This is a genomic window from Hymenobacter setariae, from assembly GCF_007713685.1.
Classification (GTDB): Bacteria; Bacteroidota; Bacteroidia; order Cytophagales; family Hymenobacteraceae; genus Hymenobacter; species Hymenobacter setariae.
Genome location: NZ_VMRJ01000005.1, coordinates 506,723 through 526,309 on the forward strand (window position 1 = coordinate 506,723; position 19,587 = coordinate 526,309).

At 49.8% G+C, this 19,587-nt stretch carries 16 protein-coding genes and 1 tRNA gene; 7 read left to right on the forward strand and 10 right to left on the reverse strand.

The features are described from left to right. Positions 1–7: 7 nt before the first annotated feature. Positions 8–718 carry a copper homeostasis protein CutC gene (locus tag FNT36_RS20690; protein ID WP_144851633.1) on the reverse strand — a complete coding sequence of 237 codons (711 nt, stop codon included), beginning with the start codon at positions 716–718 and terminating at the stop codon, positions 8–10. A gap of 251 nt (positions 719–969) precedes the next feature. Here FNT36_RS20690 and FNT36_RS20695 point away from each other — a divergent pair, with 251 nt between their 5' ends. Together FNT36_RS20695 and FNT36_RS20700 are read left to right on the forward strand one after the other, a co-directional pair. Further along, positions 970–2,160 (forward strand): phosphoglycerate kinase, encoded by a 1,191-nt coding sequence (locus FNT36_RS20695; RefSeq protein WP_144851635.1) that lies wholly within the window; start codon positions 970–972, stop codon positions 2,158–2,160. 129 nt (positions 2,161–2,289) lie between these two features. Further along, on the forward strand, positions 2,290–3,045 hold the full coding sequence (locus FNT36_RS20700) for a hypothetical protein (protein WP_144851637.1): 756 nt from the start codon (positions 2,290–2,292) through the stop codon (positions 3,043–3,045). A gap of 170 nt (positions 3,046–3,215) precedes the next feature. Here the strand turns inward: FNT36_RS20700 and FNT36_RS20705 are convergent, their stop codons facing one another. From FNT36_RS20705 to FNT36_RS20720, 4 genes are all read right to left on the reverse strand, one after another. Beyond that, positions 3,216–3,566, reverse strand: coding sequence for a hypothetical protein (locus FNT36_RS20705; RefSeq protein WP_144851640.1), 351 nt, complete (start codon positions 3,564–3,566; stop codon positions 3,216–3,218). A gap of 134 nt (positions 3,567–3,700) precedes the next feature. After that, the gene (locus FNT36_RS20710; protein ID WP_144851642.1) at positions 3,701–4,357 is read right to left on the reverse strand and encodes a hypothetical protein; all 657 of its coding nucleotides are present in this window, start codon (positions 4,355–4,357) and stop codon (positions 3,701–3,703) included. An 85-nt stretch (positions 4,358–4,442) separates the two neighbouring features. Next, complete coding sequence (locus FNT36_RS20715; RefSeq protein WP_233636110.1) at positions 4,443–5,705, reverse strand: site-2 protease family protein; 1,263 nt, start codon at positions 5,703–5,705, stop codon at positions 4,443–4,445. Next, positions 5,656–6,327 carry an HAD family hydrolase gene (locus tag FNT36_RS20720; protein ID WP_144851644.1) on the reverse strand — a complete coding sequence of 224 codons (672 nt, stop codon included), beginning with the start codon at positions 6,325–6,327 and terminating at the stop codon, positions 5,656–5,658. Before FNT36_RS20720 ends, FNT36_RS20715 begins: the two co-directional genes overlap by 50 nt. 114 nt (positions 6,328–6,441) lie before the next feature. Between FNT36_RS20720 and FNT36_RS20725 the strand changes: the two genes are divergently transcribed. The 5 genes from FNT36_RS20725 to FNT36_RS20745 all read left to right on the forward strand — a co-directional run bounded on the left by FNT36_RS20725 (position 6,442) and on the right by FNT36_RS20745 (position 14,232). Next, positions 6,442–6,515, forward strand: a tRNA-Ile gene (locus FNT36_RS20725). Between the two features lie 644 nt (positions 6,516–7,159). Continuing rightward, a complete protein-coding gene (locus tag FNT36_RS26025) occupies positions 7,160–7,681 on the forward strand; it encodes a papain-like cysteine protease family protein (RefSeq protein WP_394348953.1) in 522 nt (173 codons plus the stop codon). Continuing rightward, entirely contained in the window at positions 7,614–8,327 is a 714-nt protein-coding gene (locus FNT36_RS20735; protein WP_144851648.1) for a hypothetical protein, read from the forward strand. The genes FNT36_RS26025 and FNT36_RS20735 overlap by 68 nt, the downstream gene beginning before the upstream one ends. 272 nt (positions 8,328–8,599) lie before the next feature. Next, complete coding sequence (locus tag FNT36_RS20740; RefSeq protein WP_144851650.1) at positions 8,600–12,397, forward strand: hypothetical protein; 3,798 nt, start codon at positions 8,600–8,602, stop codon at positions 12,395–12,397. A gap of 722 nt (positions 12,398–13,119) precedes the next feature. Then, positions 13,120–14,232, forward strand: coding sequence for a DUF4238 domain-containing protein (locus tag FNT36_RS20745; protein ID WP_144851652.1), 1,113 nt, complete (start codon positions 13,120–13,122; stop codon positions 14,230–14,232). Positions 14,233–14,294: 62 nt separating this feature from the next. On the opposite strand, the gene FNT36_RS20750 is transcribed toward FNT36_RS20745, so the two are convergent. The 5 genes from FNT36_RS20750 to FNT36_RS20770 form a co-directional block, all read right to left on the reverse strand. Continuing rightward, positions 14,295–15,194 (reverse strand): hypothetical protein, encoded by a 900-nt coding sequence (locus FNT36_RS20750; protein WP_144851654.1) that lies wholly within the window; start codon positions 15,192–15,194, stop codon positions 14,295–14,297. 38 nt (positions 15,195–15,232) lie between these two features. Next, positions 15,233–16,285, reverse strand: a complete 1,053-nt coding sequence (locus tag FNT36_RS20755; RefSeq protein WP_144851656.1) for a hypothetical protein — start codon at positions 16,283–16,285, stop codon at positions 15,233–15,235. Positions 16,286–16,548: 263 nt separating this feature from the next. Then, the gene (locus tag FNT36_RS20760) at positions 16,549–16,914 is read right to left on the reverse strand and encodes a hypothetical protein (RefSeq protein WP_144851658.1); all 366 of its coding nucleotides are present in this window, start codon (positions 16,912–16,914) and stop codon (positions 16,549–16,551) included. 99 nt (positions 16,915–17,013) lie between these two features. Next, complete coding sequence (locus FNT36_RS20765; RefSeq protein ID WP_144851660.1) at positions 17,014–18,711, reverse strand: hypothetical protein; 1,698 nt, start codon at positions 18,709–18,711, stop codon at positions 17,014–17,016. A 66-nt stretch (positions 18,712–18,777) separates the two neighbouring features. After that, positions 18,778–19,176, reverse strand: coding sequence for a hypothetical protein (locus tag FNT36_RS20770; RefSeq protein WP_144851662.1), 399 nt, complete (start codon positions 19,174–19,176; stop codon positions 18,778–18,780). Positions 19,177–19,587: the final 411 nt, after the last annotated feature.

The following is a 19,587-nucleotide window of genomic DNA, read 5'->3' on the forward strand; positions in this document are numbered from 1 at the left end:
ATAAGGCTCACGATGCGAGGCTAGCCACTAGCTCGGCGACCAGGGCGGCGTCGGTTTGCCATTCGGGCGCCGCAAATAGGCCTGCCGCTGGGTCGGGCGGCAGCTCGCGCTTGGCGCTGGCGTGAAACTCCTGGGCGCCGGTACGGGCTGCCAGCGTCTGCACATTACCGGCCGTGATGCCAGCGCCGGGCATAATCTGAATGCGGCCGGCCGCCTGGGCCACCAGCGCGGCCAACTGAGCCTGGCCCGCCTCGGCCGAGGGCTGGCCGCCCGAGGTGAGCACCCGCTGGCACCCTAGGCCGATAATATCTTCTAAGGCTTGGCTTTGGTCGGCGCAGGCATCGAAGGCACGGTGAAACGTGACACCAAGGGGCCCGGCCTGCTCGATGAGCGACTGGCACTCGGGCAGGGCCACGTGGCCGGCCGCGTCGAGGGCGCCCAGCACCACGCCGGCGCACCCTAGGTCGTGGCACAGTGCAATGTCGGCCCGCATGATGGCAAGCTCGGCGGCGCTGTACACAAAGCCACCCGGCCGAGGCCTAATCAGCACGAACACCGGCAGGCTTACCTCAGCCAATACCTGCCGAATGAGGCCGTAGGAGGGCGTGATGCCGCCCTGCTCCAGGTTCTGGCACAGCTCAATGCGGTGGGCGCCGCCCGCCTGCGCCGCCACGGCCGACGGCAGCGACGCCGCGCAGATTTCTAGTAGCTTGCTCACTAGCTAAGGCAGCCAAGCTGCCGTTTTTAAGTACTTGCCTAGGGTTGCCGAGCCCGGCCGCCCCGGCGAAAGATACGCGCAGCTACCACCGCCCGCGTACTTTCGCGGCGCGTGCCGGCCGTGCGCCGCCGCCTGGGGCAGTGGCAAATGGCCACCGCCTCAACCTCACTGCCCCTTCTGCGGTAAGCAGAGGGCGGCTCGCCCCAAGCTGCACCTTTGCCTCATTACATCACTTCTTTTCTCTCTTTTCAATGAACACCCTCGCTAACTACAACTTCGCCGGGCGCCGCGCCGTGGTGCGTGTCGATTTTAACGTGCCGCTCGATAAAGACCTGCACATCACCGACGATACGCGCATTCGGGCAGCTACGCCTACTATCAAGAAAATTCTTACCGACGGTGGCTCCGTGGTGCTGCTTTCGCACCTGGGTCGGCCCAAGGGCGGCTACGAAAAGAAATACTCGCTCGAAAGCCTCGTGCTACGCCTGCAGCAGGAGTATGGCCGCGAGGTGCTGTGGGGCGGCGACGTGCTCTCTATGGAGGCCCTAGGGATGGCCCAGGCCCTGCAGCCTGGCCAAGTGCTACTGCTTGATAATGTGCGCTTTCACAAAGAAGAGGAAGCCGGCGACGAGACGTTTGCCCAGCGCCTGGCCCAGCTCGGCGACGTGTATGTGAACGATGCCTTCGGCGCCGCGCACCGCCGCCACGCCTCTACGGCCGTGATGGCGCAATACTTTGCGCCCCAAGACCGCGTGGGTGGCTACCTGCTGCAAGGCGAGCTCGACAACGCCCAGAAGGTGCTCGAAAACCCCGAGCATCCGTTTACGGCCATCATGGGCGGGGCCAAGATTTCGGATAAAATCCTCATTATTGAGAAGCTGCTCGATAAGGTTGATAACCTGCTCATTGGCGGCGGCATGGCCTACACCTTTGCCGTGGCGCAGGGTGGCAGCGTGGGCTCGTCGCTGCTCGAAGCCGACAAGGTGGAGCTGGCCAAGCAGCTGATTGAGAAAGCCAAAGAGAAAGGCGTGAACCTGGTGCTGCCCGGCGATAGCATCATCGCCAACAAATTTGCCAACGACGCTGACACCGACGTGGCCGCCAACCACGCCATCCCCGACACCTGGATGGGCCTCGACCTAGGTCCCGATGCCCGTGAGGATTTCTCGGACATCATCTTGGACTCGAAAACCATCTTGTGGAACGGCCCAATGGGCGTGTTTGAGATGAGCAACTTCGCGGTGGGCACCGAGTACGTGGCCCGCGCCATTGCCGACGCCACGGCGGCCGGCGCCTACTCACTCATCGGGGGCGGCGACTCGGCGGCGGCCGTGCAGCAGCTCGGCTACGGCGACCGCGTGAGCTACATCTCTACCGGTGGCGGCGCTCTGCTTGAGTTTATGGAAGGCAAGGAGCTGCCCGGCGTGACGGCCCTCGGCTAAGCCAAACTGCACTGACAGAACTAAAAACCTGGCCGAAAATCGGCCAGGTTTTTTTATATCCCGCAACGGCATGGCGCTTTAGGCAGTATAGGCAGGTATTCTCATCCTAACTTTTTGACCTTTTCCGTCATGACTGACCGCGAAATATCCTACGCCAAAATGGCCCGCCAACTGTACCGGGTACTCACCGACCAGCGCCCCCAGTGGGAAGCTCGCAACCCCGCCGCCGTGGCCGATTTTGAGCAGTTAAATGCCTACCTGCAAGCGATTGATGAAGTAGCCAGCCGCCAGGGTGGCCAAGGCAGCGCTGAGTACAGCGATGCCCGCGACCGGGCCGAGCATGCCGCCGAAGAAGCTGCCGGCCGCCTCGTGCGAGGCCTGCGCGCCCTCCAAGGTACCGTGCCTAACCCCGCCATTGCCAAGGCTGCTAGCTACACCCCCGACCAGCTTGACCCACTGCACGGCCCCGACCTGCTGGCGGCCCTCAATGAAATAGCCTCGGCTGCCGATGGCGTGCGCCCGCTGCTGGCCAACAACGGCGTAACCGACGAGCACGTTGATGCTCTCACCGCTGCTATCGACCTGTACACGCCGCTGTCGGAAGTGCCCAGCAGCAACCAGAGCCAAGGTGGCCAGCTCAGCGGCACGGCCCGCGAGCTCACCAAAAACCTGCGTGGCCTAGTGCAGCGCTTCGACCAGCTCATCGACTCGCTGCGCGAGGAGATTCCGGGTTTGGCCGAGCGCTACGACGACGCCCGTTCGGCTGACGCTAACTATGTGCCTAGCGCCACGGGTCCCCGCGAAGGCGGTGATGGCTCGGAGGGTGGCGTAGGCCGCGAAGTGGCCGGCAGTGCATTCGGCCCCGAAGCTAAGCCGTTTCAATAAGCTAAGCCCGATGAATCCGCTAACGCGGAATTTGAGGATGCAAAAAAGGCCGCCCAACTGGGCGGCCTTTTTTCATGATGTGCAGCCGAGTCAACTGACGCCGTAGAAATTCTTCTTGCGAATAGTAACTGCTTCAGCCAAAGGCTTGGCGAATCTACCGCTCTAGGACCCTAGGCAGCTTTTTTCTCCAGCGCTTGCAGCAGTTCGTCGGCAGCCTTCTCTATGTCGTGGTAGCCTTGCTGGGCGGCGCGCTCCTTGGCGGCAATAAGGCCATCGCGATGCACCGTTTTGAAGTCGCCATAGGGAAACTTATAACGGCCTTTGTTATCCTCATTTTGGCTTTTATCCTCACCTAGGTGCCACTGGGCGTACTCGTCTATCTCGTGCTTTTGAAGAAAAGCGTTTTCTTCCTTTGCGCCGGGATTGTGCTGGCCCCAGTGCCCTTCGTCGTTCTTGATTTTGCCGTCTTTAATCAGGCCTTTGGCAAACGTAACGGCCGCTTTATTGAGGGAGATGCTCATAGCAAAAGGAAATAAGTACCCTCCGCTTACGCGCTATCTGCCCGCAAATGTTATCGCCGAGCTAACCCAAAAAGGCCAACCTAAGTAGGCAGACGTATCGGGTCAGTCCGAAAAATTCGTTTGAATCTGCGGTCTTAGTTGACGTACAGCGGTTCGAGCCGTTGGCCCATGCTGCGAATAGAGCGCTCCGAAACGCGACCCGTGAGACGGGTGTTAAGCGTCCGCGCCTCGGCGACGCTGAGCACGCCTAGGTCGCGCAGCCAAGCCACGCGGCGCAGCTGCGGCTCGATGTAGCCCAGCGGATTAATGGCGCCGTACTCCTGGCGCAGGTAAGCCTTCGTGTGGGCGTCTAGCCTCTGCGTAAAATCGCGAAACTGCTGGCGGTCGCGCGGGTGGTCGGCCAGCACTAGCTGCAAGCGGCCGGTGTGCAAGATGGCCTGGTGCCACCAATGCCGCCAGGCATACACGCTCAGCATAAGCAAGCACACGCCCGCCCCCATCGTAAGCAGCCACGAATTGGCCAGGACATCATCGGTCACTGGCAGGCGGCCAGCATCCAGCCAAGGGCGAGCCAGATGCAGAATCCAGAAAATAAAGGCAAAGGCGGCCAGCGGCAACATCTGCCGCGGCACTTGGTTGCGGTACTCCAGGCGAATAGGAAGTAACTCTTCGTAAGGTATCTCGACGGCGATATCGACTTGCCCCCGGCCATCGCGCTGGCTTACAAAAAAGCCGTGCTCGCGTACTGTAAACTGAGTAGAGCGGGTAAGTTGACTCTGTTGAAACTGCATAGAATAATAAAAATACGGCACAAATACACGCCCCCGCCAAGCATCGAGACTACGAAAGGTCCGAAAAGTTTAGCTACGGCTGGCTCTAGCGCAAGCCCGCAAACGGCGACGGTGAAAAGCACAGTACAAAGAGCAGTACCATTGTCCAGCCCAGCACTTGCCGCCCCAGGTTCAGGGGGCGCTCGTCGGGCGCCCTAGGGTGATAAAGTCCTGACACGCGGCCCAGCAGCAGCCCAAACAAGAGCCAGCCCGGCTGCCCCTGCACGGCGGGCCACAGCGTAGCCACCGCCAACTGCCCAGCCCACACCAGTGCCCCTAGTGCCAGCACCTGCCGAGGCCGGGGCAGCGCTTTGCGAAATACCAGCCAGAGGTACAGCGCGTAGGGCGCCGCCCCATACAGCCAAGTATGCCAGCCGCTATGTAGCGAAAACAGCCCTAGGCCCGCGTAGAAAATGAAGGCAACGAACAGCAGCCCCGATAGCCGCCCCGCCCGGCGCGGCCCCAGCAGCCCGTACAAGATGTGCCCACCATCGAGCTGCCCGATGGGGATAAGGTTGAGAGCCGTAAAAAACAAACTCAGCTCGCCGGCCACCAGCACGGGGTAGTGCAGCAGCTCGTTGGGGTGGGGGAGGCGGGTGGGGTCGGCCAGCCAGCGCTCTAGCAGCTGGTACAGCAGCGGGCGGCTCAGCGTGAGGCCCACCTCGCCCTGGTAGCCCTGGGCGTAGTCGGCCCCTAGGCGTACAAACTCAGGATGAATGTGCTGCACGTAAGCCAGCGGGTCGGGTAGGTGCGTGAAGCCGTAGGCTAGCACACCCACTGCCACCACCAGCCCCGCCAGCGGCCCGGCCAGCCCGATGTCAAAAAACTCGCGCCGTGAGTAAATAGCCTCCCGAATGCGAATAACCGCCCCAAACGTACCCAGGCCCAGCGGAAACGGAATGTAATAGGGCAATGAGGTGCTTACCCTGTTGTAGCGCGCCACAAAATAGTGCCCAAACTCGTGCACCGTTAGCACTCCCAAAAAGGCTAGTGCGTAGGTCAGCCCCCGGCCCAGTTCCTCGGCCCGCACCGCCGCCGGCAGGCTAAATACCGAAAAGTCGATGAAGTCGAGGCCGCCCCGCGTGAGGCTGACGCCCGCCAGCACGGTGGTGGCGAGCGTCAGCACAAATAACCCTAGGTGGATGGCAGCAGTGCGCAGGCGCGAAGGTGGCCGCTCGTAGCGCCGAAACAGGCGTTGCCCCCAAGCCAGCGTAGGCGGCGCGCTGGCATCGGCTGGGAAGCCCCCTAGGGGCTCGTCATCAGGCGGTGGGGTGGGTAGGGAATCCGATAAATTCTTGGGGAAAGACACGCAGGGCTTCGGGCAAGGCAGTGGTAAGGGTGAGGGGCGGCGCCAGGTGTAGCACCCGCAGCCCCAAGCGGCGCGCCGTAGCAATGTGCTGCGGGCTATCCTCAATGAATAACGTATCGGCGGGCTGCCAGTTCATTTCGCGCAGCGCATGGTAGAATATCTCCTCGCCCGGCTTGCGGTGGCCCACCTCCTGCGAATAAAACACCCGGTCGAGGCAGTCCGCAATGCCGTTTTTAAAACCATACTGCTGGGCTAGGCGCCGGTTTATTTCGGTAATGTGCAGCGCATTGGTATTGGAAAGTAGGGCCGTGGCGTGCCCCGCCCGCCGCAGCTCGCCAATGAGTGCCAATCGCTCGGCGGGCACATCAAGCAGCAGCGCGTGCCAGGCGGCATCTATTTCGTCGTCGGTGGCGTCGAGGTCATACAAACCGCGTAGCCCATCGCGAAACTCGGCGGCCGAGATTTTGCCAGTTTCGAGCAGGTCAAATAGTTCGGCTTGGCTAGCCTGGCTGTATTCTACAGTGCTACCCGCCCGGCTAAGGCGGCGAAAAGCGGCGGGGGTGAGGTCGTAGTCGATGTCGATAATGACACCACCAAAATCAAAAAGCAGATTAGGAAGCATAGAAGCAACGGCTGATTGCCGGCCCGCAAAGTTCGGCAATTGAACTGCTGGCTGTAGCAGAAATAAAAATCTGCTGTACCTTTGGGCCAACAGCTGTGCCCTCGGGCTAGCTTGGGGCCTATAGCTCAATCGGTTAGAGCAACTGACTCATAATCAGTAGGTCCTTGGTTCGATTCCAAGTGGGCCCACTAAAAACCCTGTTTCCAAGCTGGAAACAGGGTTTTTAGTTTTACGGGGTACGCGTGAGGGTACGCGATCTTTATCTTTAGCAAATACAGTATTTGAACTATATTAAGGGTTTTCTCACGCGTAGCTGCACATGTATCGGCTGCTTATATTGTAGAGAACTTAATAGCATACGTTCTTACTATTGACAATTTAGTGCCTTCTTACTGCATTAAGATCATAGGGTAGGGCTTAAACCTTCTAATTGCATGTTTATTAGTGCTTATAAGTTAAAGGATTAAATCAAATCCATGCACGATTGTGGCAAGCAACAGCAAAAGCAACCAGTCGTTTTTCACGGTCCTGAATGTGCATTAGCTTCTCAAGCTGAGAGGCGCTAGTTTGAACCTAGCTTATCGCTCATTCACAATGAGTTGGCCAAGGAATGGCTTGAGTGACTGATTTGTTTTTGGTGCATACTGTGGTACATATAAGTGCCTGCGTCTATGTTATTATAAAAGATAGAAGCGTAAAAGTGACTGCATTGAAGTAGGGCATAAGTCTTGTAAACTGTTATAATTGCCAATACTTCCAAGCCTTTTTCGCATCCTAGTCTATGCCGAATCAACTACCTGCCTTTTTCTTCAGTAATAGCTCTTCATTACCTATGCCACAAAGGGTCTTGAATGAGAATTTTGCTCCTTCTTCCCCAGCATACCAACCTCTAACATATAGTCTTGCTACTCAAGAACAAAGCAACTGGTGCTGGGCAGCTGTTACTTGTGCCATAAATGACTTCTACCCATCTAAAAATCATTTCACTCAATGTGATTTAGTCTCGAGAGTTTTGCAACGAGCTTGTTGCAACGCTCCAAATCAGTGCGATGAGCCTTGGTATCTAGACCGAGCACTGTATATGACTGCGCATTACAGCGGCATGTATAGTGGTCGTGTTAGCAAAGAGTATCTGCATGACATGATTAACATCCAGCGTCGGCCAGTTTGCATGCAGATTGAGTGGAATGGTGGCGATATAGGACATGTAGTAACAATAATTGGAATATCTCCTTCTGGGGTTCTATATATTGCTGACCCTCATTTTCAATATGTAAATTGTTTATATGACACGTTTCCTGATGATTACCAGGGAACAGGGGGAAGGTGGCTTTACTCATTTGAAACTGTATAACTTCTTAGCAATGAGCTTTCAACGTAAAAGTCTGATAAAAAATCAGCCCATTAGTGATAATGTATTGCGTGCTATTATGGAAGGGCTAGAGGAGAAACCGTATAGTCAGCTCTTAGCAGAATCATTAAAGCCCACAGAAGGTCATGACAAGCAACTAACTGTTTCATTCCCTCAAGATGTTTATTCTATGGGAATTGATGAGATTATAGAAGGGAAGTCACTTGATGGTGCTCATCACTTGGGGGTAAGAGTTTTACTATCAAATTCGTTAAACGAAGCTTATTCAGCTGCTGAAGTAAGCTATAAAGGGAAACAGCCGAGTTTAAGAACTATTGATTCCAGCCCATTTCTGGAATATATAATATCAGGAATAATAAGATTTGTTAATGATGGCCGAGTAAGAGTAGCATTCGCAAGAGCAGATTTAGAACCACGCTTGCTCCGCATTCCAGCTCTTTACATTACAGCATTATGGTTTCATGGCTCTTCTTATGATAACGGTGTTACTAGCAGTGATATAGATTTAATCATACCTGTGGGTCCTACCTATGAGCCATTTATTGAAAATAGACAATATTCTGAAGATGAGTTTCTGGCTTTAATGCAACAGGCAGCGCGGAAGCGAATAGAGCAGGAACCACGATGACTCCTTAATATGCATTGAGTATGTTAAAGGGAAAAGTAGGCCCTAGTCTACCCTAAATAACTGATCTGTATTAGCTCTGAGCTAATAAGAATACCCGTATCCACAGTAGTAGGCTTTTGGTGGACTCGCTAGGTACGGTTATGAAGCAGTTTCCCAGTGGCAACCGCTACACTCACTTAAAATGCTAGCACAATAGCCAATAGCCAAAGGTGGAAACTTGGAGTGATAATGGAGTAAAGCGTGATATGAACCCCGTGTACTGAAAATAAGCAATGTCCTTCCTTGATGTGAAAGCGCTTGATATCAAGCGATGGTCTGCTGAACCAAGCGCTCCTTATCATTTGCCAGAGTTGATTCGCCGGCTAATTTTCGCTACCACCCCTACGCTGGAGCACATTGATTTCCCAATTGGCGCAAGTGTAAATTCCGGCGGATGGGATGGCACTACCACCGTTACTACTGGTACGACTTATGTGCCGAGCGGGGTATGTGGCTGGGAACTAGGCAAGACTCCAGGGGTAAAAGGTAAAGCCGATAAAGACTATGCCGAGCGGGTTAAGAATTCCTTAGGGCTAAAACCAGTAGAAACAACATTTATTTTTGTCACACCTCAGACTTGGACGGCCAAGAAAAAGTGGGTCACAGAAAAAGAGAAAGACAAGCATTGGAAAGAAGTACGGGCGCTTAACGCCGACGACCTGGAATCTTGGTTGAGTCAGTCTCCAGCTGTTCAGGTATGGTTTAGTAGGTTAATTGGCAAACGCTTTGACGGCCTAACTGACTTAGATACCTACTGGCAGGATTGGATGGAGTCTACAGTGCCTCCTACACCCAGCCAGTTAGTATTGGCTGGTCGAAGCCGCACAAGCGCTGATGTACAAGTCTGGCTACAGGGTACTTCCCTCTCTCTTACGCTACAGGCTGACTCTCGTGAGGAAGCAATGGCAGTGTTTACCGCCTCGCTCATGCAGTTACCGGCCGCCGACCGCGACCGTTATTTAGTACAGGCTGTTGTAGTCACCACACTCGAGGCTTGGCGACAGCTTATTGAGGTTGGAACACAGTTGCTTCTTATTCCCCTCTTCGAAGAGCGTGACGAGATTGCCGGAGCCTATCGGCGTAGACACCGAGTTTTTATTCCTTCTTCGCCTACTGACGCTGTTTCCTCTGACACGGAACCTATTCCGCGTATCGCTCGCGAAGTAGCCGAGCGTGCTCTGCAGGCTCAGGGTCTATCATACGATAAAGCTTACGCTTTAGCCTGGACAGCTCGTACTAGTTTTGCCAGCTTCCGACGCAAGCTAGCAATTTCTCCTAGTTTACAGCGACCAATATGGGCTAAACCTGAGAATGCTTTCTCTCTTATCCCTGCTCTGTTACTAGGCGCTTGGGACGAAAATGAGGAGAAAGATAGAGAAGCAGTAGCGCATTTAGCACAATTACCGTATGAGCAAGTACAACAGGGACTTCTGCGTTGGGCAAACGAAACTAACCCACCTGTTCGCCTGACGAGCTCTACTTGGTACGTTAGCGATAAGCTTGATGTATGGAGTCTGCTCTACCGATTTATCACTCGGGATCAGCTTAACCGGCTACAACAATTAGTTATAGATATACTAGGTGCTCCGCTACCTCGTTACGAGTTGCCAATTGAGCATCAGTACCGTGCTGAACTGCTCGATAAGCGCTCGCCGTACTCGAAAGTACTTCGAGATAGTATAGCTAACACACTGGCTCTTATCGGTAGTCAGGATGAACAGTCGTTACCAGCAGCCAATATCACGGCGCGTTCCTTTGCTAGCTATACCGTCACGCTGTTACTACGGCAGGCTCTAGCTAACCCGCTAGTGCTGCGTTCTATTTCTGATTTGCTACCTGCGCTGGCAGAAGCTGCACCCGATCCCTTCTTACAAGAAATACATATTGGCCTCACAGGCGAAGACCCGGTGGTGATGACACTGTTTGAGGAGCAGCCGGGGCTATTTCATGCAAGTTCGCACCATGCTGGGTTATTATGGGCGCTGGAGACATTAGCTTGGAAACCCGAATATTTAGGCTATGTGTTCACTATTCTTACGCGGTTAACTCAACTGGACCCTGGAGGCTCGACTACTAATCGCCCACGCAACACCTTGCGTGAGATTTTTCTGCTTTGGCATCCGAATACCACTGCTCCTCTTGATCAACGATTAACTCTACTCAGACAACTCGTTGACCAAGCTCCTGAAATAGGTAGAAGCCTACTTATGAGGCTACTGCCCGAGTTTAGAGGGGTCGCAGAAAATACCGCTAAACCACGCTGGCGCGACTGGCCCACAACTGTACAGCCTACTCGAGGCGATGTGGCACGTGGGGGAGAAGAAATTGGACGTCTGTTAATGAAACTAGCTGGTTCGGATGTTACGCAGTGGCAATCCTTAATTGTGCCGCTAGTTGAGCATGCTTCTCCCACTGTTTTTAAGGAAGCAATTGCTCGATTAATTGAGCTCAGCAATGAGTTGACAAGCGATCATGATAAAGCGCTTATATGGCATATTTTACGTCAGCTCGTTCATCGCCACCGGTCACATTCAGATACTGAATGGGCAATGTGGCGTGAGCAAACCGATGCGTTGGCGGAATTACTCCCCCGGTTCGAACCCATAGATATAGTAGAACGCTACGCTTGGCTATTCGACCAATGGCCTGCACTCCCAGAAGGACAGGTTGAAGATGAAGATTACGAAGCACTCATAGAGCAAACCCAATATGAGGCGCTACAACAAATGCATGTCCAGGGGGATGATCATGTTTTGGCATTAATTCCAACTGTATCTAATGCTTTCTATTTAGGGCGCGCTTTTGCTAAGACCGGACTATCAGACTCGCGCATTGAAGAGCTTTTAGGCAGATACTTAGCTGAGACTAGATCTGAAGACCTGTTTGCAAGAGGAATTGCAGACCATTGGCTGCGACACAAAGATCGTGACCGCGACTGGTGCGAGGCAGTGGCTGAGCGCTCAAAAAATAGTTGGAGTGCCGCTCAATTGGCCGAGTGGTTTACTTTTCTGAAAAATGATGTCAGAACTTGGACTAAGCTTAGCGATTATGAAGGTGAGGTCGAGCAGCAGTATTGGGATCAGTTTGTTATCTGGGGGATTGATGACGTCGACGCTGAACAAGCTACTAGACTTTTATTGCAATTTAATCACCCTTTTAAAGCAGTTGAACTATTAAGTCTGCATGAGAAAAAAGGTGGTATACCTACACAGCTTATCCTAGAAGCATTAGAAAAATTATACGATGCGTTAACGCCTGAGGTAGCTCGACAACTGAGGAGCTATCAAGTTTCTATCCTGTTAGACAGGTTAGCCAGTGATACAGTAATAGATAGAATTAGTGTAGGTCAATTAGAATTTAAGTTTCTGCCTCTTACCTACTCTTATCGAGAAGGAAGTACAACGGTATTACATAAGCAGCTTGCCTCTTCACCCCAGTTCTTTGCTGAGTTGCTGAGCAAGGTTTATAAAAAAACAGTAGATGGTAAGGTTGTAGATGAGCCAGTTGCAGACGAACAAGATGCGAATAACCAAGATGCAGCTGCCTCAATGAGCTATTTCCAATTGCTTAATTCTTTTAGGGCTGTACCTGGTTTGGGAGAAGATAATTACGTCGACCAAGACTTCTTATTCACTTGGGTAACAGAAGCCAAACAAGCATTGAGCGAAATGGGTCGCCTAATCATAGGCGAGCAACAGATAGGACAAATGTTAAGCAGTTCACCAGAGGGTGACGATAAGTACTGGCCGCATGAAGCAGTACGCAATCTGCTGGAGCATGAAGCTAGCGTCGAGTTAGAGAAGGGATTCGAAATTGGCGTGACTAATAGTCGAGGAAGCACATCAAGGGGAGTATATGAAGGCGGCCGCCAGGAAAGAGACTTAGTGGAACTGTACGCTGGCTATGCAGAAGTTATTGCTCCTACCTGGCCTCGCACTGGGGCAATACTCAGGGGGCTTGCGGGCTATTATCGCCGTATGGCAGCTTATGAAGATGGTGAAGCCGATCGAAACCAGGATCTTTGGAGATAACTGCCTATGAAAATGATACATTGCTTCATCACTTTATATTAACTAGGATATCATTTCAAAAACAAGCATCATAGTCATAACAAGGGCTGTTGACGTATTCGCCAATAAGGAATATATACGCGTTCCACTTTTAAGCCGTGGGATAAATGGGACAACTAGTAGAAACGAAGCAGCAGCTACATCTTCAACTCGGTATCATAGTTGCGTGGCTGAACCTACCGAGTAGTTTGTGCCACTGCCTGCTGAAATTTTTCTAGCAAGGGTCGGTCAGTGAGCCGAAGTTCAGCAATGCTGAGAGGCATCTGGCTAATGTCTTCGTCATCATTAACCTCATCCTAATAAGTTCCTTCATCTCGTACAAGCTCATTCGCGGGTCGTTTCTCATCAATAACGATAGCAGCCTTCATCGGTAGGTACTAGGGGTCTCTGCTATTTCTTCAGCCAGTGATTTAGAGTATGACGATGAATTACTTCATTCAGGGAGCACTCTATCCTATTTCAGTCATTAGGACGAATAGAAATTAGTAATGCAAAAACAAGCAAATAGGAGAGTAATAGTAACAAGGTGTCGGCTCCTGACTTACTGGTAAGCTAGCAGCTACTAATACTCACTAGGCTTTCTATTACCTGTCTGCAATCATACATGCCTCATGATAGATAATATTGTAAGGGAGTGGAAGAAGGGTATGTAAGAGTAGAGCTATTTTGAGTAGTTTGGTATTATGAAACTCAAAGAGCATCATTATGTGCCCAAGTTCTTTCTACGCCGCTTTTCGCTACAAAGCAATGGAAAAACCGTTGGCGTGTTCAATGTCGCCAAGCAGCAATTTATTGCCCATGGCCCCCTGAAAAGTCAAGCTTGTAAACCCTACTTGTATGGCGAAGATGGGGAACTTGAGACCATGCTTTCGCGCATGGAAGGGCTTGCTGCTGAGCTGCTGCGCAAAATGTGCGATACCTCATACGTGCCTACGAAGGGCTCTGACGATTGGGTAACGCTATTGGTCTTCGCTCTCACATCTGACTTACGGACACTCGTCAATACCAATAAGATGGTGACCATGATGGATCAAATGCATGACTTCGCTTTTGGCGACCAAGTCGAACTGCCCAAGAATGCTGATGAATTAAAGCTAGATCATAAGGAAGCGCCTCATATAGCGATGACGCTTCTAAAGCGAGCCTTTTTTTGCTGCTATGATTTGCGCGCTGTTTTGCTTAAGAACAACACGTCATACCCATTCATTACCTGCGATAATCCTTTAGTAAAATATAATCAGTATTTAGAAAAGCGTAATAAACATGGTGGTACGGTGGGGCACGCTCAAATTGGCTTGCAGCTATTTATGCCCCTCGACCCTACTACGATGCTGTTACTTTATGATCCATGGGTGTACAAAGTAGGGGGTAAAGGAGCATCCCTAGTAACGACTATAAATGAGCAGGACGTAGAAGCTCTTAATCTACTAAGTGTTGTCAACTGTGATAAAGTACTGTACTTTAATCAGCAAGCCACCAAAGAAAGTCTCAATAGACTTGCTATTAAAGCGACCAGATACCCAGGCGCTAACATTCCTGTTACTGTTAAATACTACGCCGACCCAGCCAGCGCGCGCAAAGGCAGCACCAAGTTTGGCTTAGATAAGCCCACTGAGTTAGGCGACGAATTACTACACTCATACATGCCGCCACCGAGAACGAACTTAACGTTGAGCTTTATAAGTCTAACCAAACAAGCCCGCAAGCTTCCCCCTCATGTAGCTTCCTTTCAGAAACGTAAGAGTTGTGCGCTACCTGATGAGGCGTCAGGCAAGCCTTTTGTTGCGGAGTATTAGAAATTAGATGCAGGAATAGATTGAGTCTTGGATATCTACCTATCCACCACTCAAATAAAACACTATAAAATCTCAGCGCTACCACTCTCACCAACCTGCTTGTCTGGTACCCGCACAGTAGAGATCAGATCGAATACGACGCTAGGGTTTTTAAGTAGCTGCGGATTCTTATCCAAGAGTAAAGCTAGCTCGGGTGATACAGTCTCGGCTAGAATCAGCGGCACCCCATCGCGAGAAACTTTTACTACTAGAATAGCCCCTAAGCGTATAGCGGCTTCATCAATGCCAGTTAGAGCAGTAATAAGGCTTGCAGCAGCACCCGCCAGCTTGCTTGTGGCTTCTGCGCTAGGGACACTGACAAATTGCGTTTCTAAAGCAACCTTGCCTTTAGAATAAAGCTCATTAATCTCCTCTTTTACCTCTCCCTTGAGTAGGTATTGCAACCGTTGAAAGAAAGAGCCAAATACAGGCTCATCCTGCGTTTCAAGTTCAAATCCTAGGGCTTCCATAAATTCCCCAGTGGCGTTTTGAATACGTTCGATTGTAAAAAGGTCTATATGTTCTTGAGGTAAGCCTATAAAGACTTCCGCACTAGTTTGGCTAGCAGCAGTACTTCTAACGCTTCCTATTTCAGTAATAACTTCACTGTTATACGCGGTCAACCCTGTGAGATTAGCCCATCGTGAAAAAATGCTCACTAAGCTGTCATAATTATCTTTTGCGTCATCCGTAAGTAAAAGTTCTGTTAAATAGCGCTCCCTAGACTCAGTATCTTTATTTATTATCCTTTTTGTTAAGATTCTATTAAGGTAAATAAAGAATAAATCTAAGTCATCTCCATCGATAACTTTACTCATTACAACTTCATTCTTCGAAAACGAAAATGTTAATTCTGCTTTCTCATAATTATAGTCAAGAGAAAGTGCATTGCCATTTTCTTGCAAGACAATTTTGTTAGTCATGAATTCTTAATTTTTAGATTTAAAGCAGGTGTGAAATTTTAATTAGATAATTTAACTAATTCATTATAGCCTACAATGTCCAACTTAAATCCATCACGTTTTTTGTCATAGCTAAGGGATAAGCTGTATGCCATGTTTTCTGCATCTCTACTAGATGACCAAAGAGCGTGAGACTTATTTAAGTACCACATCCTTCCCACCCAATGGCCTTCTTGTAAATTATCTACCTCGTAAGGCATAAGCTCTTCAGAGCCAAGAGTATCTTTACTATATAAGCTAATCAGTCCGCTAGCGATACGAGCCATTTTTGTGTAGTCTATTGACTTGGAGCATATTAATTCCAGATTTGAATGCACCATTAAATCAAACTTCCTCACGGGGCTAAAAAGTCTGATGCGTAGTATATCGAAAACCTCAAGTACCAGGTGCTCTAGGTTGAATACATAATCAATGTACTTGACAGCTCCTTTTTCAATAATGACTGATTGACTTACTTCCTGCTGATTTAGGATAGAATTTATATCAAAGTTCAAGGCATGTTCAATCGTTCCCTTTGTTCTTATTGCTATATCAGGAACTTGAGGATGATTTTGTGTAATCAATAATCTGAACTGCCTAAGTGGCGAAGTGTGGTAGGATAAAGAAATTGAATTATTACCTGATGACCACGTGTGAAATAAAGCATCTTTCTTGCTTTTAAACTTACCCTTCGATAAGCTAACTACTTTATCCTTTCTAATAAAAGAAGCAAATCTACTGTCATCATATATGCCTCCGCCAAATTTTTTAAATAGCGTTTGAAATATTCTAATAATTAACGGGGCATTGTTAGTATTTCCAAAAAATAGGTATCTTATTTTATCGTCGTGGTGCTTAACAAACAAGTTGTCAAACACCCCTAGAAACAATGTGTCTAATTTAGTCTCGACTTTTATCACACCATCTCCTATATCATCTGGATTTTCTAACAATTGCTCAAAACTTACTTGATTAAGGTCCGCATGAGAGAGCCCTAGTGCCTCTAATACGGATAAGCCCTCACGGATGCGATTGAGGAATTCTTCTAGTTCTATAGTACTCTTTTTTTTCATTGGTTGCTACGGACTCGATAATAAGACAGCAATAAGGCCGCCGCTCGCTACCATTCTAGTCTTTCTATCTCGAGCGGCTTCTAAGCGATGAGATATTGTGTACCACCTATCTCTTCCGCGCCAACGAAAACGATAATATGCTGATTATGTGACAGGCTAGTGTCATGGCCGATTCATGGTGGGGTTACCTGCTCTACGCCGCCAAGCTACAAAAAGGTCTCGACTCCTAGTGAAAGTACGCTGAGGCTAGGACTACTCTCAATCTATACTGCATTGCGCCAACTCTCATCCCAAATAAGCATATCCAGCAAAACTGGCACTAGAGCCACATACTGGCCAGCTATGCGTACTAGCGGTAGCCATCGATGACCTTCCCTGCGCTTAGCAGCTATCCACTCTTCTTTAAAGGGCGTCAAATTATAATTGAATAACGCTAACTCAAACGAGTAGCTGCCTGGCTCATAAGGTAGAGCTAGGAAACCATCTGCCTTGCCTTTGATAGTATTGCGCTGAGGCGTCTTATCTGTTTTTATTAGCTGCCCATACACGCGACTGTGAAAAGTGTTGATGATAGCAACAGCTTCTTCAAAGCTGTAGGCGTTGTCGTCTGAAGAATTAACGTTTGGCATGAGGTGAACTACTGCGAATTAGAGATTGCTAAAGTGAAGTAGCAAGCTATAAAAAATCGACTATTTAAGATCTGAGACTTCGAAGGTGTCTACTACGCGCTAAATAAAGAGGTGCTTGCCACCTTTCTTTTCTGCCCAATACTTCTCATTCTTGAATCCCATGCCTTTAGCATACTGCTTGTCGAATATGCCCGCTTCATCAGGTGGAACGAGCAACTTACTTTGCTTGCTAGCAAGTTGAGGTGAGAGCTTGCCTTCTAAGAACATAGCACAAACATCTAGTTCATCCATGCAGATAAGCTTACCATGAAGCTCTTCTCGAATTGAAAGGAATGCTACAAAATCAAGCGGCTTTTTGCCTTGAGCTTGCATAGTGAGTAGAAACACTTCCAAATCATCTAGTTTGACTGCCCAGGGGTAAACATCATCTTCGCCAATTGGCAATAGCGTAGAGAGGTCGTTTTGAATCTGTCCAAACGACTTCAAATTAACGATGATTGAGAAATCAGCCTCGTATTTACTTGGGTCGATTTCAGCCATTTTATTTCCCTTCTCATCATAGATGTAGAACGGAACCCCGTCAATAAATTTTTGCTCAACTCGCTTAGTTTGGGCGTACCCGTACCCAATACTAGCCTCAAAGTCCTTCTTTATTCTAGGAAAGGCGCGGTCAGGGTCTCGAAGAGGCTCGCGTAATGCATAACCTTTTGGCTCTATTATGAAGGCATACTTTTTCCATAATATCAAAATATCCTGCTCATTTCCGTCTATATAATAGCTAGGGAATATTTGGCAGTCTTTTTTAAAGAATGCCGAGAAGATTTCAATCACCCTACTCTCAAGCAGTTTGCCCTTCCGGTCAGTATATCTTTTTGTATCCACCGTGTTGGTAGTACATACTCGCTCCAAAAGGTCTTGAGTAGCATGAATTACTTGCTTTATCTCAAAGACTTGGAACATGCCTGTACCCAAATTAATGATGGGCTTCTCCAGCAACGGGTTGGCAGAGGTATAATAAAGGTAATCTGTTGATGCGCGGGATATAGAAAGCAGCGAGAGAATTGCATTAATCTTGTCTTCGGGCAAATCGGCAGAGACCAATTCAGCCGGGAAGAATCTGTTGATGATTCCATGGTCAGCCATAAACTGGTAAAGTGCTTGCTCGTCCTCGGACGGTTTATACTCTAGCCACGGCGGTGCCGTATTCACCAACTTCACTTTTGAATAATCACGCCAGTTAGGTTTAACTGGCAAAAACTTAGTCATGATGCCCTGCATATTCTGCTGAATCAACGCATCTAAAGCATCATAAAAGTTGATAAAGTCAGCCGTTTTAAGCGACGTAGCAGCTTCTATGATTGTGTCAAGCGGAGTGAATAAGTCGCTTATCCAATTGACTGTCTGTTCTTCATAATTCAATGGGCCTTGGTTGAAGTAGCCAAGAAAGGAAGGCATAGCTACCTCTCTTACTTGCCTCCACTGCTCGTCTATTGTGTCTTCCGGACGGGGAAAGAAAAATTTATCATACTCTGCTTCAATCTCGTTGAGCAATACGACGATTTCATTCCATTTCTCATGAGTGAACCGAATATCGTCGGCGTTGGCATCATCGGATGTGATAAGTAGTCCCCCTAAGAAATAGAGTTGTCTAAGTGGAGACGAGAGTTTACCAAGTTGGTCGTTGGCATGGCCTGTAGAGATGTGCCGCATTAACCCGGACAAGTCACCAAGAAGCCAGTCCGTATCGTAAGTAGCAATAAGCGCTTTTAGGGCTTGGCTCTTTGCTTCTAAGCTCATGAGCAAGGTAGTGAGTGAGTGTGGGAGATAGTAGAATCGGTTAGCGAAGAACAGCGCATCAGAATACTATTTCGTGATGCACTTCACGTAGATATATGCTGGCCTTCCAGCTATATCATAGAAGAAATTCACCTCGTGAAGCCCTGCGATGTCTCGCCACCACACCACCTGCTGTGGGTTATTAAAAGCTGGCACTTGCTCAGGCAGCCCCAGGTACTCAAGGACTGCGTTGGGCGTGGTATATGCCGCTACCTGACTGATGGTAATCCAGTCGGCCACCCCGTTGATAAAGACGATTTCGTATTTGCCCCCTTGGTAAATCATTTTTTCGCAGGCCTGCTCTTTGCAAGGAGTGCTGCTCGGACGCACCAGTTCTATGGCGCTAGGCTTGCCAAGTAGTGCCTTTACCGCTGCTGGCAGCTTTGCGGCAACGTCTTTAACGGGGAAGTGGGTAAGCGTATTCATGGCTAGCTTGGTCAAAAGGTTGAGCTAGCAAGGTATACAAAAGTTCAGGCATCAATAGGGGAAGCAGGACTTCTAGGTCAGGCAAGGGAGGCTTTGCCTAAGTGTTCGCTGAATGTCGGGCAAGCCGAAAGCAAGTCAGTCCCCACGCGCCTACTGCCCAAGTGCGCCCGTTGAGTTAATACAAAGTGGTATGCAAGTGTGAGCTAATCAGTAATTTCAGTTAGACTTGTCTCTTGACCCACATTCGTATTATTTGTCCCTTCAACTGGCTCTGAATAGAAGGTTCTTTGAGGTGGTCGGGTAATTCTGGACAGAATAGGGTCTTATCTTTCGATTGTCATGAAAGACAGCCCTCAACTTACTAAACGCCGGCGTTATGACGCCGCCTTTCGAGCGGAGGCGCTGCGGCTA